This is a genomic window from Bradyrhizobium sp. SZCCHNR1043, assembly GCF_032489675.1.
Taxonomy (GTDB): Bacteria; Pseudomonadota; Alphaproteobacteria; order Rhizobiales; family Xanthobacteraceae; genus Bradyrhizobium.
In genome coordinates this window covers 248,508-264,302 of record NZ_JAUEYN010000003.1, presented here as the reverse complement: position 1 = coordinate 264,302, position 15,795 = coordinate 248,508, and the positions used below count along the sequence as shown (strand labels likewise).

Sequence of the window (15,795 nt, the reverse complement as noted above, 5' to 3'; positions counted from 1 at the left end):
CTCACCCCACTTCAGCTGCCAGAAATGCCTTTGTTCTCGCCTCGCGCGGCGCGCGCAGCACCTCACGGGCCGGGCCGCTCTCCACGATCACACCCTGATCCATATAGACCACCCGGTCGGCGACCTCCCGCGCGAAGCCGAGCTCATGCGTCACCACCAGCATGGTCATGCCCGATGTCGCGAGTTCCTTCATCACGCTGAGCACCTCGCCGACCAGCTCGGGATCGAGCGCCGAGGTCGGCTCATCAAACAGCACCAGCCGCGGCTTCATGGCGAGCGCGCGCGCAATGGCGACGCGCTGCTGCTGGCCGCCCGACAATTGCGATGGATAGGAGCCCGCCTTGTCGACGAGGCCCACCCGCCGCAGCAGCGCCATGGCCTCGTCCTTCGCTTCGGCCGGTCCACGCTTCTGCACCTGCACCGGCCCCTCGATGACGTTCTCCAGCGCCGTCATGTGCGGAAACAAATTGAAGCGCTGGAACACCATGCCGCAGGCGAGGCGCTGCCGCGCGATCTCGCGCTCCGACAGCCGATGCAGCCGGCCATCCTGCTCGCGGAAACCGAGCAGCGCGCCGTCGAGCCAGATGCCGCCGCTGTCGGCCGTGGTCAGCTGGTTGACGCAACGGAGCAAGGTGGTCTTGCCGGAGCCGGATTGCCCGATCAGGCAGACCACCTCGCCCTCGAAGACATCGAGCGAGACTTGCTTGAGCGCCTGGAATTCGCCGAAGCGCTTGCTGACCTGACGGATGGCGACGAGCGGCGTCATCAGCGACCCCGCGCGATGCCGCGGGCAAAACGGTGTTCGAGTAGCATCTGCAGCGGCGTCAGGACCGAGACCACGAGCAGATACCAGAGGCCGGCGACGATCAGGAGCTCGATGACGCGCGAATTGGCGTAGTAGATATTCTCGGCCGAGTGCAGCACCTCCGGATACTGGATCACGCTGGCGAGCGAGGTCGCCTTGACCAGGCCGATGAACTCGTTGCCGAGCGGCGGGATCACCACCCGCATCGCCTGCGGCAGGATGATCCGGCGCAGCGCCTGCAGCCGTCCCATGCCGATCGCCTGCGCCGCCTCGTATTGGCCGACGTCGACCGACAGCAGCCCGGCCCGCATCACCTCCGAGGTGTAGGCGCCCTGGTTGATGCCGAGCCCGAGCAGCGCGGCCAGGAACGGCGTCATCACGTCGACGGCGCGCGCGCTCCACAGGCCGGGAATGCCGATGGTCGGAAACACCAGCGCGAGGTTGAACCACAGCAGCAGCTGCAGGATCAGCGGCGTGCCGCGGAACAGCCAGGTGTAGCCGGCGGCGACCGACCTCAGCACCGGATTGGGCGACAGCCGCATGATCGCGACGACCACGCCAAGCGCGATGCCGAGCGCCATCGCCGCGACGGCCATGACCATGGTGTTGACGATGCCGCGCAGGATCACCGGCGCGGTCAGGAAACGTTCGACGAACGACCACTCGATCTGCCCTTTGGCGAAGGCACACCCGATCGCGACGAGGATGACGACGATGACCGCAGCCGCGAGCCAGCGGCCCCAGTGCGCCTCGCGGGCGATCCTGTGTCCGGACAGATCCGGGAAGCCGCCGGCCAGCGCCTCGCTCCGGCTCATTGCGGCGCCGCGTTGAGCATCGGCTCGCGCACCGCATTGGCGCCGAGACCCCATTTGTCGAGAATGACCTTGTAGCTGCCGTCGGCGATCATCGCCTTGATCTGCTCGGTCACGACCTCACGAAAGCCTGCATCATCCTTGCGGAACATGATGCCCTGGTAGCCGAAGGCGATGGGCTCACCGACGATGCGATACTTGCCGGTCTCCTGCGACTGCGCATAGGGCAAGGTTTCGCTGCCCTGCACGGCGGCCTCGATGCGGCCCTGCTTCAGCTGGTTGCGGACATCGATCGAGTTCTCCCCCGGCACATATTGCGCCGCCGGCTTGCCGGCGGCCTCGCAGACCGCCTTGCTCCATTTCTCGATCTCCTGCGGGAAGCTGGTCGAGCGCGTGGTGCCGATCTTCCTGCCGCACAGATCGGTCGCGACCTTGGCATCGCTCTCCGCCAGCACGAAGAATTGCGGGCCTGTGACCAGATAGTCGACGAAGTCGGCGGTCTCGCGCCGCGAGGCGCGATCGGAGATGCCGGAGATGATGAAGTCGGCGCGCCTGGTCTGCAGCGATGGGATCAGCTCGGCGAACGGCGTCTCGCTCCAGACGATCTTGACGCCAAGCCGCTTCGCCAGCTCGTTGGCCAGGTCGATGTCGAGCCCCTTCAGCTCGTTGGTGGCGGGGTCGTGATATTCCATCGGCGCGTAGGTCGAGTTGACCGTGAGCTTGAGCACGCCAGCCTGCTTGATCTCGGCGGGCAGCTCCGCGGCTCCCGCCGGAGCGAGCGAGGCGAGGATGACGAAACCTGCGAACGACGAACGGCGCATCCTGCGACACTCCCCCATGTGAACGGCTAATCGACCGCGACCGGCTCGACCACGCCGGCGCGCTCGGTGATGACCTTGTACTGATCCGGCCGGCGATGCGCCGCGAAGTTGAACATCTTGTCCTTGCCCTGGCGGCACAGATCGAGGTCGATGTCGGCGACGATGACCTCATCGGCGAGCGTCGTCGCCTTCGCCACGATGCAGCCATTGGGATCGACGATGCAGGAGCCGCCGATCAGCCCGCTGCCGTCCTCGTCGCCGGCCTTGGCGACCGCGATCGCCCAGGTCGCGTTCATGTAGGCGTTGGCTTGCGCCACCAGCGTCGAATGGAAGGTGCGCAGCGAGGCATCCTCGGTGGTGCCGCCATTGGGATCGTAGGCTGCGGAATTGTAGCCGACGCAGACCAGCTCCACGCCCTGGAGCCCGAGCACGCGCCACGATTCCGGCCAGCGCCGGTCGTTGCAGATCATCATCCCCATGATCGCGCCGCCCCATTCGCTGCCGGCGCGCACCGCCGGAAAGCCGAGATCGCCGTAGCCGAAATAGCGCTTCTCCAACTGCTGATACCTGGCGCCCGGCCGCGGCTCGACCGAGCCCGGCAGATGCACCTTGCGATATTTGCTGATGATCTCGCCGTCGGGATCGACCAGGATGGAGCTGTTGAATCGGCGTCCGTCCGGCGTCAGCTCGGCATAACCGACATAGAAGCCGACACGAACCTCTCGCGCCCGGTCGAACAGCGCAGCGACGGCCGGGTTTGGCATCGACCGCTCGAAATGGTCGTCGAGCGCCTCGTCTTCGAGGATCCATCGCGGAAAGAACGTCGTGAAGGCGAGCTCGGGGAAAACCACCAGCTTCGCGCCCTGGCTGGCGGCCTGATCCAGCAGCGCAATCATGCGGGACAGCGTGTGCGTCCGGCTGTCGGCGCGCTGGGTCGGTCCCATCTGGGCGGCGGCGGCGCGGAAGATACGGCTCAATAGTGCCTCCGATCTGTGCGCCATGCCGAACGATCAGGCGGAACGCCGCCTGGATGCGCGCACTGGAAGAAGGGATCATTTGGCGAAAGCGGCGCGGGATTTGCAATCTGCCCACACGGCCGCGCGCTATGATATTTTGGCCGAGACCATCACCGGGGCTTATAGGACGACCATGCCATGAACCTGCGCCAGCTGGAGATCCTGCGGGCCGTCATTCGCCATCACACCACCGTCGCCGCCGCCGAAGAGCTGGCGCTGTCGCAGCCCGCGATCAGCAACGCGCTCAAGGCGATGGAGGCCCAGGCCGGCTTCACCCTGTTCGAGCGCGTCAATAACCGATTGTTTCCGACGCCGGAGGCAATGACGCTCTATGAGGAGAGCGAGGCGATCTTCACCTTGCACGCCCGGCTGGAAAACCGCGTGCGTGACCTGCGCGAGCAGAAGACGGGTCATCTGTCGATCGTCGCCACGCCGCCGCTCGCCTACAGCATCATCCCGCCGACCTTGTCAGGCTTCCTGCGGCGCCGGCCGCAGACGCGAATGTTCTTCGACGTGCGCCGCTACGAGGGCATCATCGAGGGCGTGCTCGGCAATGTCGCCGAGCTCGGTTTCGCGCTCGGACTGTCCGACCATCCCGGGATCGCCCATGAGGTCGTGCACACCGGCGAGATGGTCTGCGTGATGCCGGCCCGGCATCCGCTTGCCGAATGCGACGTGATTTCCGCGCGGGATCTCGTCGGGTTCCCGCTGATCGGCCTCGAACGCGGCACGCGCCTCGGCGAAGCCGTGCGCGAGAGCTTCCGGCAAGCCGATGCGGACTTCCAGCCGACCGTCGAAGTGCGTTACTGCAACACGGCCTGCGTGCTGGCTTCGACCGGCGTCGGCGTCGCCGTGGTCGATCCGTTCTCGCCGCGTCAGGGCGGGCCTGATCTCGTGGTACGGCCGTTCACGCCCTGCACCACGGTGTCGGCCTATGTGCTGTGGTCCGAGGCAAGGCCGCTGTCGAATCTGGCGAAGACGTTTCGAAACGAGGTGCGCAACGCGAGCCGGAGTCTCGCCGGTTGCGTCGACGCGATCGGGGCTCCGAGTCTCGCCGCTTCCGCGGAACGCGGCTGAGCTTGCCGATCGGCACGGTGCGTCCATGATTAAACCGGTGGACGTATCATTTGCGGCCCATCATCCGAAACGCCTGCCTGCGGCGGGCTTCCCGGGATGATGCTCCGCGTCGCTGTCATCTTGCGGCTGGCGGCGGAGTTGTTGCAGTCGACCATGGCTCGCCCGCCCGCAATCGCGCCGCCAGCGCCGCCGCGCAGCCGGCGAGCAGCTTCTCGCCCTTTGCAGCAGATGCCTTGCGCGCATCGCCTGCGACGCCGGAGGCCGTGATGTCGGCGAACGATCTGAACATTTTCAGCGACGGCACCAGCGAGCCCATGATGTCGAAGCTTGGCCCATGGGCCGCATCGAGCCTGGCGGCATCGACGAGGCCGGGATGAACTACCATCATCATCGAGGTCTCGGCTTCGCAGGCATGCATCACGCCCTCCTGATCCTCGAGAACCGCAGCCATCACCTCGCGCCCTTCCATGAAATAGGTCGTCGTCGCGATCGGCGCATTGAGCTCGCGCGTCAATTCGCCGGTGAGAGTGGCCAGCGCCTGGATGTTGCCACCATGGCCGTTGACGATCACGATGCGGCGGAAGCCGGCATTCAGGATCGAGCGACAAAGGTCCCTAAGCACGGCGTGGTAGGTGGCGAGACCGAGGGTGAAGGTGCCGCCGAACGGAACGTGATGGTCGGCAAGCCCGCACCAGACGGTCGGCGCGACCACGATGGGATAGTCTGGAGCCAGCTCCAGCGCGGTGCGACGGCAGACCTCGCTGCACAGAAAGTCGTCAACGCCCGTCGGCAGATGCGGGCCGTGCTGCTCGGTCGAGGCCACCGGCAACAGCACGATCGCGTCGCGCGCCGCGAGCGCGCGAAGCGCTGCGGCGGAAAGTCTGTTCCAGGCGGTTTCTGTCATGATGGCTGCTCGCATGGTCGGAGATGAGGAAGCTTGGCTCATACCACCCGACACCGCAACGGCGCATCTCGGCGCATCTTGCGCGCAGGCCGCGACAGCCGTCTCCGTGCACTCCAGCCACGACGCGGCTGCCCGCTACTGCGCCCTCTCCCACAACGGGCGAGGGCGCAGTAGCGGGCACCGCACCCTCGGCTAGATCAGGAGCATGCTTTCCATGCACTCAAACATCGACAACGATTGCGATGACCTCAACAAGGTGCAACGGCCTTGCGTCCTCACGACACCAGGACCCGCACGGCAGGCCGACTCACGCCCGCGCCAACTCGATGTCGTGGGTCTGCTTCGTCTCCGCGTCGTACACCCTGATCTGCAACATCGGAAACCGGCGCTTCAGGTCATGCGCGCCGTTGTGCGCGCCCTCTTTTGTCTTGAACTCGGTCTTGATCTGACCATCGACCACGACGGCATAGCCGGTCAGCGGAAGGTCTTTGCCGGATTTGTCTTGAGCAGGCTTGTTGTGAACAGACTTCTCTTGGGCAGACTTGAGCATTGCGAGCCGACGTCGATTCGTGAGTTGAAGGGGTGTCGAGACGCGATCTCTCCGCCTCCGACGACTCCGATGTAAGGTGAGTCTGTCGCGACGAGCAAGCGAAGACGTGTTCTTCACAAGCAGGACGATTACGGTTCAACCTGACGGAGCAGCGCCGGCCCGCGATGATCTCGGGATGTTCACTGCGAACGAGTCGCGCGAGTTCCAGATTTGCGAGCTTTCCGGACGCTCGGAGTCATGCTCGCCACCGCGAACGACGAGCGCTGTGGTCGCATGTCTCTCAGTGCCCGCAGCGCTCACCTCGCGCCGCCTCGAAGGCAGGAGCCCGATTCCAGCATGAGATGCGCGCTCCAACTGAGCGAGGTCACGCAAAATCCCGGCGCATCGAATGAATGACTCGGCATGACCGCCATGCGCGAATTGCCCGTCGTGCCAGTCTGCCGCAGATAAACCGCTTGCACCGTCGGGCAAATCGGGACGACATTTCGCGCATCCCGCCTCATGAAGAGGGGCGTGTCGCGAACGTCACGAGACGTGGAGTGCGGGATGCGATGGACGCGACGTGTCGCAGCGGGTGTCATGCCTGCGGACGAACGGCACGGCGCGGACGGCGAAATCGCATGGTCCTGGCGCCGCGACGCTGGCGTCAAGCTCGTGACGAGGTTTCAGCCTCACGCGGGTGACGGTGGCAAGACAGCCCGTTCACCGGGGAGAATGCGTATAAGCCGTAACACCGTCGCGCAGGGAAGGCCGGGATGTCTCAGCCGAACCTGTGGTTCCTGCCCCGTGCATTCTTTCCGCACGGGGGCCATGGGGGCGGCGAGCTCCCGGCCTTCCCTGCGCCCTCTCACTTGAAGAGGGTGACGTCATGCAAGCCTCGGGCGTAACCTGCGCCGCGAGATCGCGATGTGCTGTCCTGCTGTTTGTCAGTGTGAACCCCGCGATCCCCGTGAGATCACGGATGCCGCCCCGCCGCCGGTATCCTGTCGGCAGCTCGGCGCAGATGAGCGGGAACCGTCAACGGCGGCCCGGCGCGGTTGACCCTCCATTTACCTCACGATCGGCCACAACATTCGCGTTGATGCAGATCAACATCCTCGCTGAGAACGCGCCGCCTACTTACAAGGCGTCCTAGCGTATCAGTCGTCGCTGTTGCCTCGTTCGGCGTCCCGCGAGCGGTCCTTGTGCAGCATTCATCCTGTGCAGCATTCATGGAGAATCACATGAGCGAGATCGGCGTGACGGCTCTGGATCACACCGTCCAGGAAACCAACATCTGGCTGAAGGCCATCGAGCAGCGCCTCGCGCTCTCGAGCCGACAGCAGGCCTACAACGCGCTGCGCGCGGTGCTGCACGTGCTGCGCGACCGCCTGCCGATGGCGACCGCCGTGAACTTCGGCGCGCAGCTGCCGCTGCTCATTCGCGGTATCTACTACGAAGGCTGGCATCACGCGGCGACGCCGACCAAGGACCGTCATCTCGAATATTTCGTCGATGACATCTTCCGTCAGTTGCCGCCACAATTTCCGGTCGATCCGCTCAGGGCCGCACGCGGCATCTTCGAGATTCTCTGGGAGAAGCTCGACCCCGGCGAGTTCGACAAGCTGATGGGTCATTTGCCGGTGCCGTTGCGGAATCTGCGCGAGCCGGCGACCTGAAGGGGAGCAATCCATCAGTTGGCTCCCGAAGAGTGAGAGATAGCTCGCAACTCGCAACCAACGTCCGACCTCAATGGGCAATCTGCCGATACAGCGCGGGCAATGCTGCAGGCAGTCGCCTGATGTTGCCGACGATGCCGTAGCCGCCGCGGCCGAACAGGGTGGGAAAATACGACTGCGCCGACGCATCGATGGTCACGCCGAACACCGCGACGCCGCCGCGCCGCGCCTCCTGCACCGCCTTGCGCGTGTCCTCGATCGCGAAACGTCCCTCATAGTGATCGACGTCGTTCGGCTTGCCGTCGGTCAGCACCAGCAGCAGACGCTTGCGCTCGGGTCGCTCGGCGAGCTCGCCGGCGGCGTGACGCACCGCCGTGCCGATGCGCGTGTAGTAGCCGGGCCTGAGCGCACCGATACGGCGCTCGACCCGCCCGCTCATCGGCTCGCCGAATGCCTTCACGGTCTCCAGGCGGACCCATGAGTTGCGCCGCGAGGTGAAGGTGAGAATGCTGTGGCTGTCGCCGCAGGCCGACAGCCCATGCGCCAGCACCAGCAGCGCCTCCTTCTCGACGTCGAGCACGCGCACGCCGTCGATCCACGCATCGGTGGACAGGGAGACGTCGACCAGGAGAGTCACCGCGAGATCATGCGCGAGCGGGCGCATCGCCAGATGCACGCGATCAAGTCCGCCATGGCCGGCATTGAGATCGCTGCGCGCGCGCACCAGCGCGTCGATGTCCAGGTCGTGGCCATCGGCCTGCGCGCGCATCACCTCATGACGCGGCCGCAAGGTCTCGAACCTGCGCCGTACGCTGCGGATGCGCCGGCGCATCGCATCGTCCGGAGCCCACGCCTCGCCCGCCTCAGCGGCGTCGCCGGTCACGACGCGGCAATGGTCCGGCAGATAGGCGCCGCCGCGATAATTCCATTCGGGATACAGTCGGCCGCCGCCGAGACGGGCCGTGTCCACCGCCTCGGGCGGCAGGTCGAGATCGAATTTCAGCTTGCTCGCCGGACGCCCCTTGCGCCTGGCGATCGCGAGCTCATCGAGATCGTCGGCGGCCTTGCGGGCATCGTCATCGTCGGTATCGTCGGAAGGGCGATCGACATTGACCATCTCCGCCATCGCCAGGATCTTCTCGAAGCGGTTGAGAATGAACGGATCGCGCTTGGCCGTGTCGTCGCGCTCGCGCCGCGCGAAGCGCTTGCGGGTGTCGGGTGCCCCCTCCTGCTCCGCGGGCGTCTGCGTCTCGTCGTCATCGCGCGCCGCGGCAACGGCATCGCGGCTCCAGCAATCGCCCCATAGCGGACACGGCAGCATCGGCCGATAGCCGGGCGGGGCGGCCTCCGGCAACGCGCCGCCGGCGATGACCGCATTCCACAGTGCGCCCTTGGGCGGCGCGCCGGCGCCGAGCAGCGCCATGACGATATGCTCGACCTGCTGCTCGAGCCGAGGCAGCGGCCGCCGCGGCCGCGCCGCAGCCAGCGCTTCGGCGAGTTGCGCATGCGTGCGCGCCAGTCCCGGAAAGCGCGCCAGCACCAGCGAGGTCGTCTCACAGGCCCGGCGCAGCGCCAGCAGATCATGCCGCAGCGGATCGCGCTCCGCGATCGGCTCGACCGCCATGGTCGCGAACCACGCCGCGAGCCAGTGATAGAGCCGCGCATTGAGCGCGCGATCCGGCAGCAAAGCGATGGTCTCCGGCAGGAACACGGTGGCGCCGTCGCGCCCGGCCTGATCGAGGCATTCGTCGCCGAGGCCAATGCGCTGGCGCCAGCCGAGCCGATGGCCCGACTTGCGCGCCCTGGCTCCGGCGACCTGCACGCCGCTCTCGCCGCCCAGCGCGCGGAACATCACGGCGATGCGGCCGCTGATCTCGTTCAGCGCGACGGCCTGATCCGGATGGACCGGATAGCTCGAGGTCGTGCCGACCATGCGGTGCCAGGCGCGGCCGACGGTCTCCTCCAGTTCGAGAAAGTCGAGCATGGCTCACCCGATCACGGCACGCGCGACCTCGCGCAAAGCGGCCTTGACGTCGGCGTCATCGGTGAGCGGCTCGATCATCGCGGCCAGCACGGCGTCGGCGACGGGCGTGCCAGCCGCAACCAGGGTTGCGCAATAGACCAGGAGCCGGGTCGAGACGCCCTCCTCCAGGTCATGGCCCTGCAGCGCGCGGAGGCGATGCGCGAGCGCCACCAGCGGCCGCACGCGCTCCGGCGGCAGCCCGCTCTCGGCGGCAACCACCGCGATCTCCTGCTCGGCGGGCAGGAAGCCGAATTCGATGGCGATGAAGCGCTGCCGTGTCGACGGCTTGAGCGCCTTGTGCAGCGACTGATAGCCAGGATTGTAGGACACCACGAGCATGAAACCGTCGGGCGCGATCAGCTCCTCGCCGGTACGCTCCAAGGGCAGGATCCGGCGGTCGTCGGTGAGGGGATGCAGCACCACGGTCACATCCTTGCGGGCCTCGACCACCTCGTCGAGATAGCAGATGCCGCCCTCGCGCACCGCGCGGGTCAGCGGGCCGTCGGTCCAGACGGTGTCACCGCCCTTGAGCAGATAGCGTCCGGTGAGATCGGCGGCGGTGAGGTCGTCGTGACAGGCCACCGTGTGCAGCGGCAGTTCCAGCCGCGCCGCCATGTGCGCGACGAAGCGGGTCTTGCCGCAGCCGGTCGGGCCCTTCAGGAGCACCGGCAGGCGATGCCGGAACGCATGCTCGAACAGCGCGCATTCATTGCCGGTCGGCGTGTACGAGGGAAACGACGGGGCGGTATCGATCGCGTGCAGCGCGGCTTTCATGGTCACTCTCCGATATCGGGGGATGCGGGCGGCGGCATCGAGGCCGCCGCCTGCGGGATTTCACTCCGCCGGCTGCAGCGCGCCGGGGATCACGGGCTCCTTGGCGCGGCCGGGCACCAGCACGGCCCAGACGAACATCAGCGCCGCGATCGCCACGAACACACCGGAGCCGAGCCGCACCCAGTAGAACATCGCGAGCTGGTCCTGGACGTCCATGTAGCTCTGGCCGAGCACGCGCTGCAGATGCACCTGGACGACGCCGGCGAAGGTCAGCGCGAAGGTCATCGTCATCATCGCCGTGCACATGATCCAGAAGCTCGCCATCGAGAGCCACTGATTGTAGGGCGCACGCTGGCGCAGTTGCGGCACGGCATAGGCCATCACGGCGAGGTTGAGCATCACATAGGCGCCGAAGAAGGCGAGGTGGCCGTGCGCAGCGGTGACCTGGGTGCCGTGGGTGTAGTAGTTCACCGACGACAGCGTGTGCAGGAAGCCCCAGACGCCGGCGCCGAGAAAGGCCATCACCGAGCAGCCGACGGACCACAACAGCGCAGCGCGGTTCGGGTGCTTGCGGCCAGCCTTCAAGGTCATCTGTACCGTGAAGATCACCATGGTGAAGAACGGCGCGACCTCGAGGGTGGAGAACAAGGAGCCGATCCACTGCCAGTAGCCGGGGGCGCCGATCCAGTAGAAATGATGGCCGGTGCCGAGGATGCCGGAGAACAGCGCGAGCCCGATGATCACGTAGAGCCACTTCTCGACCACCTCGCGGTCGATGCCGTTGAGCTTGATCATCAGGAAGGCCAGGATAGAGGCCATGATCAGCTCCCAGACCCCCTCGACCCAGAGATGGACGATGTACCACCAGTACATCTTGTCGACGGCGAGATTGGCCGGATTGTAGAAGGCGAACAGGAAGAAGATCGCCACGCCCCACAGGCCGAACAGCAGGATGTTGGTTACCGTGGTCTTGCGGCCCTTCAGGGCTGTCATGGTGACGTTGAACAGGAACATCAGGCAAACGACGACGATGCCGACCTTGATGATGAAGGGCTGCTCGAGAAACTCGCGGCCCTCATGGTAGTGGAAGAGATAGCCGACGACGGCAGCCCCCGCCGCGCCGAAGAACATCCAGAACTGGATCTTGGCGAGCAGCGGGCTGTAGAGCTCGGTCTCGGTCTCCTCGGGCAGCAGAAAGTAGGTCGCCCCCATGAAGCCGATCAGCGACCACACGATCAGCGCGTTGGTGTGGATCATGCGGACGATGTTGAAGGGCAGCAGGACCGACAGCGTGTTCGGCAGCACGTAGATGGTGCCGGCGAGCAGGCCGAAGATGACCTGGGCGAGGAAGAGCGTCAGCGCGCCGTAGAAATACAGCATCGCGACCTTCTGGGTCTCATATCTCATCGCGGATCTCTCTCATGACGGGGGGCGGGATGCCGGCTCAGCCGGCCTTGTTCGGCGGCCAGTCCTGACGCTTGATCGTGTCGGCCCATTGCAGGAAGTCGGCGAGGTCGTTGAGCTCCTGGTCGGACAGATTGAACTGCGGCATCTGCCGGCGGCCGGGCGCACCGGAGGGTTGCGACTGCATCCAGGATTTCAGCATCTCGCGCGCGGCGGCCGGGTCCTGCCTGCCGCCCCAGCGGTCCCAGACATTGCCGACCTCGGGCGCGAAATAGGCGCCCTCGCCGAGCAGGGTATGGCAATTGATGCAGGAGTTCTTCTCCCAGACGTGCTTGCCGCGTGCGACGCCGTCGGACAGCGTCGACGCATTGGTCGAGGTCGTGACCATGTAGTAGTGGCTGTGCGCTGTGAGCCCGAGGAAGATCGCAAAGAAGAAGGCCGAACCGCCGTAAAAGACGTTCCGCGCGGCCGACTTGGTCAGGCGTTCCGCCATGACACGTCCTTTCCGTTTGGTGAAGTTCGATGGTGTGAAAGCAATCTACCGGCAATGCCGAGGGGCTCTTTGTCGGAGCGCAACGAGCGCGGCGATGGCCGATCAGATGAGCGCGCGGATCGCGACCGCGAGCCCGGCAAGCGCAACGAGAGCCGCCAGCCACGTGGTGAGCAGGCCGCGCCACAGCGCGGGCGCATCGCGCAAGCCGAGAAAATCGAGCACGATCACCCTGCCCTTTGCCAATGCGAGCAGCAGTGCGGCCGCATCGACGAGCCATCGGCTCGGCAGCAGCAGCGACGCCGCAAGCGTCGCAATGGCAAGGACCAGCAGTTGAAGCCAGGCCCGATCGAGACGGTCACGGAACATGGCTCAACCGACCAGATAGAGGACCGGAAACATGACGATCCAAACCAGGTCGACCATGTGCCAGAAGGCGGTCCCGGTCTCGACGCCATTGGCGGTGGCGCCGCGGCCGACGACGGCCAGGATGACGATGCCGAGCAGAACATGCAGGAGGTGAAAGCCCGTCAGTAGGAAGTAGAGCGTGAAGAACGGTGATGTCTCCATGCCCGCGCCGGCGGCGATCTCGCCGCCATATTCCGTCAGCTTGACGGCGATGAAAACGGCACCCAGCAACATGGCGAGCCCGAGCCAGCGCCGGGCGCTCCCGGTCGAGGCGTGCCGCGCCGAAGCAGCAGCTCGCGCGGCGGCCCAGCCGCTGGTGACCAGCACGGCCGTGTTCACAGCGGCCAGGCGGCTATCGAGCATCGCCTGCCCGACCGCGAACATGACGGGGTTGAGGGCCCGCGCCACCACGAAACCGCCCAGCAGGAGGCCGAAGGCGACGAGCTCGCTGAGGATCAGCACCCACATCATGGCGTCGCCGGGCAGACCATCCAGCACGCCCCAACGTTCCTCCGGCTCCGGCTCACAAGCGAGCGCCGACATCCCTGCCTCCGAGTTGAACGTCGAGAGGCTAGTCGGACCGTCGGTTGGACTCTTTGTCGGCGCGCAAACAGCGGACCCGCGAGGCACGCTAAGAGCCGGCATCGTCAGGAGCAGATCCCATGACCGAAGCGCAGCTCGGCCTCCTCACCGCGACGCCGATCATCATCGTTTTTGCCGGCGCGCTGTGGCGCATGGGCGTGCTGTCGACCACGGGGACGGTGTCCGCGGTCGCGCTCTCCGTCGCGATCGCCTTGGTCCTGTTCACCACGCAATAACCTCGCCTGGAACCTTTGCCGTCCTCGCACGTCAGATCGTGCGGAGGTGCCGCATGGACGACAAGCGATTCGCAGAGCTGCTCGGAAACGCCGCCATCGGCGTCTGGGGCGACATGCCGCGCGACATCCAGGAGGCGCTGTTCGAGACGGCGATGCGCGGTCACGACGATCTGAGGCACGAGCTCGCCAAGCTGCTTCACGACCGGCATCCGCGTACGCAACATCCGCCGCGTCCAGCTTGAGCGGTCTCAGTCGGGATGATCATCAGCCCGGAACTGTGACGGCTCGTCGTAACCCTTGCGGCTGCTGTAGAACAACAGCACCATCAGCCCAATTCCCACGATGAGCGAAAACACCACGCCGAGCGTGAGCGCGATCCATCCTTCTCGCGGCATCGGATCGCCCGGCAGGGTCAGCCCCTGATAGGCGAAGACGATGGCGGCTGCGAGAATCAGCAGCAATGCGACGGTGATCGCGATCGGTCCTGCACGCATTGGCGATCGTGCTCCTGGCGGCGAGAACCAAGCCCGCCCGCGATCGTTCCTCGGCAATCCCGGTAATGGCGCACGGCGATAGTTCCGAAATGTGAGAACGGGTCGTCGCTTCGCCTGACCTTGCGCTGCCGCAATCACCGCGCTGCATCCAATCGCGGCATCATCTGCTCAAAGGATGACGCGCTCGCCCTCGGCCTGGTGCATGCCGCATGGCTGCTCCCGCCCGGGATCGCTAGGCGCCCGGGAACTTAGCTGATACCTCTATCGGCTTCCCATCGGCAGCAAAGGACAAGGACCGGAGATGGACAACCGCAGCGAGATCTGGCGCGGCGTCGACGCGATCAAGACCCGTTTCATCGAGCTCAGCGACCGGGTGTGGAGCATGCCCGAGGTCTGCTACACTGAGGCCCGCTCGTCCGCCGAACACCTCGCCGAGTTGAAGCACCAGGGTTTTCGCATCACCGAGAAGGTCGCGGGCATCCCGACCGCGCTGATGGGGGAATGGGGCGAAGGCGGCCCGATCATCGCCTTCATGGGCGAATACGACGCCCTGCCCGGCCTCAGCCAGGAGGCCGGCGTTGCGGAGCACCGTCCGGTCGAGACCGGCGGCCATGGCCACGGCTGCGGCCATAATCTCCTGGGCTCGGCGGCGCTGCTCGCGGCCACCGCCGTGAAGGACTGGCTCGCCGCCAACAAGGTTCCCGGTCGCGTGCGCTACTATGGCTGCCCGGCCGAGGAAGGCGGCGCCGCAAAAGCCTTCATGGTGCGCTCGGGCGTGTTCGAGGATGCCGACATCGCGATCACCTGGCATCCGTCGAGCTTCTGGGAAGTGGTGATGACGCCCTCTCTCGCCAACACGCGCGCGGACTTCATCTTCACCGGACGCACCTCGCATGCGGCCGCCTCGCCCCATCTCGGCCGCAGCGCGCTCGACGCGGTCGAGCTGATGAATGTCGGCGTCAACTACATGCGCGAGCACATGCCGAGCGACGCCCGCGTGCACTACGCGCTGCTGGACACCGGCGGCATCGCGCCCAACGTCGTGCAGGCGCATGCACGGGTGCGCTACTCGATCCGTGCCCGAGACCTGCCCGGCATGAACGAGCTGGTCGAGCGTGTGCACAAGATCGCACAAGGTGCGGCGCTGATGACCGAGACCAAGGTGGAGATGAAGATCATCTCCGCGGTCTCCAACATCCTGCCCAACACGCCGCTCGAAGAGGCGCTGTATGGGATCATGGAGGAGCTCGGCCCGCCGCATTTCGACGCGACCGACAAGGATTTCGCCGGACAGATCCAGGCGACCCTGACCGACAAGGACATTGCCTCGGTCTATTACAGCATCGGCTTGGACCCGACCGACAAGCCGCTGGCCGACTTCCTGGTGCCGCTCAATGCCAAGCGCAATCCGCAGATCGGCTCGACCGACGTCGGCGACGTCAGCTGGGTGGTGCCGACGGTGCAGGTGCATGCACCGACGGTAGCGATCGGCACGCCGTTCCACACCTGGCAGGTCGTCGCGCAAGGCAAGACGCCAGCCGCGCACAAGGCCATGGTGCAGGCTGCCAAGGCCATGGCCGGCCTGGGCATCAAGGCGCTCAACGAACCCGCCTTGATTGCAGCTGCCAAGGCCGACCTGAAAAAGCGGACGATGCGCACACCTTATGTCAGCCCGCTGCCTGCCGAAGTGGAGCCTCCGCTGATGATGTCGATCGCCTGAAACGTCAACCTTGGGGGGGGA

The 15,795-nt window shown here is 65.9% G+C and carries 18 protein-coding genes; 5 read left to right on the top strand and 13 right to left on the bottom strand.

The annotated features are described in order from the left end of the window. Nucleotide 1 precedes the first annotated feature (1 nt). From QX039_RS06560 to QX039_RS06545, 4 genes are read right to left on the bottom strand one after another with little or no spacing between them, the layout of a single operon-like run. Nucleotides 2-769: an amino acid ABC transporter ATP-binding protein gene (locus QX039_RS06560; protein ID WP_315772090.1), complete on the bottom strand. Its 768-nt coding sequence runs from the start codon at nt 767-769 to the stop codon at nt 2-4. After that, complete coding sequence (locus tag QX039_RS06555) at nt 766-1,620, bottom strand: amino acid ABC transporter permease (protein WP_315772042.1); 855 nt, start codon at nt 1,618-1,620, stop codon at nt 766-768. Before QX039_RS06555 ends, QX039_RS06560 begins: the two co-directional genes overlap by 4 nt. Then, nucleotides 1,617-2,438, bottom strand: a complete 822-nt coding sequence (locus QX039_RS06550; RefSeq protein ID WP_315772040.1) for an ABC transporter substrate-binding protein — start codon at nt 2,436-2,438, stop codon at nt 1,617-1,619. The genes QX039_RS06555 and QX039_RS06550 overlap by 4 nt, the downstream gene beginning before the upstream one ends. 26 nt (nt 2,439-2,464) lie before the next feature. Then, nucleotides 2,465-3,439: an N-carbamoyl-D-amino-acid hydrolase gene (locus QX039_RS06545; RefSeq protein WP_315772038.1), complete on the bottom strand. Its 975-nt coding sequence runs from the start codon at nt 3,437-3,439 to the stop codon at nt 2,465-2,467. A gap of 153 nt (nt 3,440-3,592) precedes the next feature. Here QX039_RS06545 and QX039_RS06540 point away from each other — a divergent pair, with 153 nt between their 5' ends. Continuing rightward, nucleotides 3,593-4,531 (top strand): LysR family transcriptional regulator, encoded by a 939-nt coding sequence (locus QX039_RS06540; RefSeq protein ID WP_315772037.1) that lies wholly within the window; start codon nt 3,593-3,595, stop codon nt 4,529-4,531. Nucleotides 4,532-4,646: 115 nt separating this feature from the next. Here QX039_RS06540 and QX039_RS06535 read toward each other — a convergent pair whose 3' ends face one another. Together QX039_RS06535 and QX039_RS06530 are read right to left on the bottom strand one after the other, a co-directional pair. After that, nucleotides 4,647-5,435 (bottom strand): creatininase family protein, encoded by a 789-nt coding sequence (locus tag QX039_RS06535; protein ID WP_315772036.1) that lies wholly within the window; start codon nt 5,433-5,435, stop codon nt 4,647-4,649. A gap of 307 nt (nt 5,436-5,742) precedes the next feature. Next, nucleotides 5,743-5,985, bottom strand: coding sequence for a hypothetical protein (locus tag QX039_RS06530; protein WP_315738505.1), 243 nt, complete (start codon nt 5,983-5,985; stop codon nt 5,743-5,745). Nucleotides 5,986-7,208: 1,223 nt separating this feature from the next. Between QX039_RS06530 and QX039_RS06525 the strand changes: the two genes are divergently transcribed. Beyond that, nucleotides 7,209-7,643, top strand: coding sequence for a DUF2267 domain-containing protein (locus tag QX039_RS06525; protein WP_315738506.1), 435 nt, complete (start codon nt 7,209-7,211; stop codon nt 7,641-7,643). Between the two features lie 70 nt (nt 7,644-7,713). Here the strand turns inward: QX039_RS06525 and QX039_RS06520 are convergent, their stop codons facing one another. The 6 genes from QX039_RS06520 to QX039_RS06495 all read right to left on the bottom strand — a co-directional run bounded on the left by QX039_RS06520 (nt 7,714) and on the right by QX039_RS06495 (nt 13,285). After that, entirely contained in the window at nt 7,714-9,627 is a 1,914-nt protein-coding gene (locus tag QX039_RS06520; RefSeq protein ID WP_315772034.1) for a nitric oxide reductase activation protein NorD, read from the bottom strand. A 3-nt stretch (nt 9,628-9,630) separates the two neighbouring features. Further along, nucleotides 9,631-10,440, bottom strand: coding sequence for a CbbQ/NirQ/NorQ/GpvN family protein (locus QX039_RS06515; RefSeq protein ID WP_315755402.1), 810 nt, complete (start codon nt 10,438-10,440; stop codon nt 9,631-9,633). Nucleotides 10,441-10,500: 60 nt separating this feature from the next. Continuing rightward, nucleotides 10,501-11,847: a cbb3-type cytochrome c oxidase subunit I gene (locus QX039_RS06510; RefSeq protein ID WP_315738509.1), complete on the bottom strand. Its 1,347-nt coding sequence runs from the start codon at nt 11,845-11,847 to the stop codon at nt 10,501-10,503. 37 nt (nt 11,848-11,884) lie between these two features. Further along, nucleotides 11,885-12,337 carry a cytochrome c gene (locus QX039_RS06505; protein ID WP_315738510.1) on the bottom strand — a complete coding sequence of 151 codons (453 nt, stop codon included), beginning with the start codon at nt 12,335-12,337 and terminating at the stop codon, nt 11,885-11,887. Nucleotides 12,338-12,439: 102 nt separating this feature from the next. Next, nucleotides 12,440-12,703 (bottom strand): cytochrome C oxidase subunit IV family protein, encoded by a 264-nt coding sequence (locus tag QX039_RS06500; protein WP_315738511.1) that lies wholly within the window; start codon nt 12,701-12,703, stop codon nt 12,440-12,442. A gap of 3 nt (nt 12,704-12,706) precedes the next feature. Further along, complete coding sequence (locus tag QX039_RS06495) at nt 12,707-13,285, bottom strand: cytochrome c oxidase subunit 3 family protein (RefSeq protein ID WP_315738512.1); 579 nt, start codon at nt 13,283-13,285, stop codon at nt 12,707-12,709. A 119-nt stretch (nt 13,286-13,404) separates the two neighbouring features. Between QX039_RS06495 and QX039_RS06490 the strand changes: the two genes are divergently transcribed. Next, nucleotides 13,405-13,560, top strand: coding sequence for a hypothetical protein (locus tag QX039_RS06490; protein ID WP_315738513.1), 156 nt, complete (start codon nt 13,405-13,407; stop codon nt 13,558-13,560). Between the two features lie 53 nt (nt 13,561-13,613). Next, nucleotides 13,614-13,802 carry a hypothetical protein gene (locus QX039_RS06485; protein ID WP_315738514.1) on the top strand — a complete coding sequence of 63 codons (189 nt, stop codon included), beginning with the start codon at nt 13,614-13,616 and terminating at the stop codon, nt 13,800-13,802. A 6-nt stretch (nt 13,803-13,808) separates the two neighbouring features. Here the strand turns inward: QX039_RS06485 and QX039_RS06480 are convergent, their stop codons facing one another. Further along, the gene (locus QX039_RS06480) at nt 13,809-14,054 is read right to left on the bottom strand and encodes a hypothetical protein (RefSeq protein ID WP_315738515.1); all 246 of its coding nucleotides are present in this window, start codon (nt 14,052-14,054) and stop codon (nt 13,809-13,811) included. A gap of 301 nt (nt 14,055-14,355) precedes the next feature. Between QX039_RS06480 and QX039_RS06475 the strand changes: the two genes are divergently transcribed. After that, nucleotides 14,356-15,774, top strand: a complete 1,419-nt coding sequence (locus tag QX039_RS06475) for a M20 family metallopeptidase (RefSeq protein ID WP_315738516.1) — start codon at nt 14,356-14,358, stop codon at nt 15,772-15,774. Nucleotides 15,775-15,795: the final 21 nt, after the last annotated feature.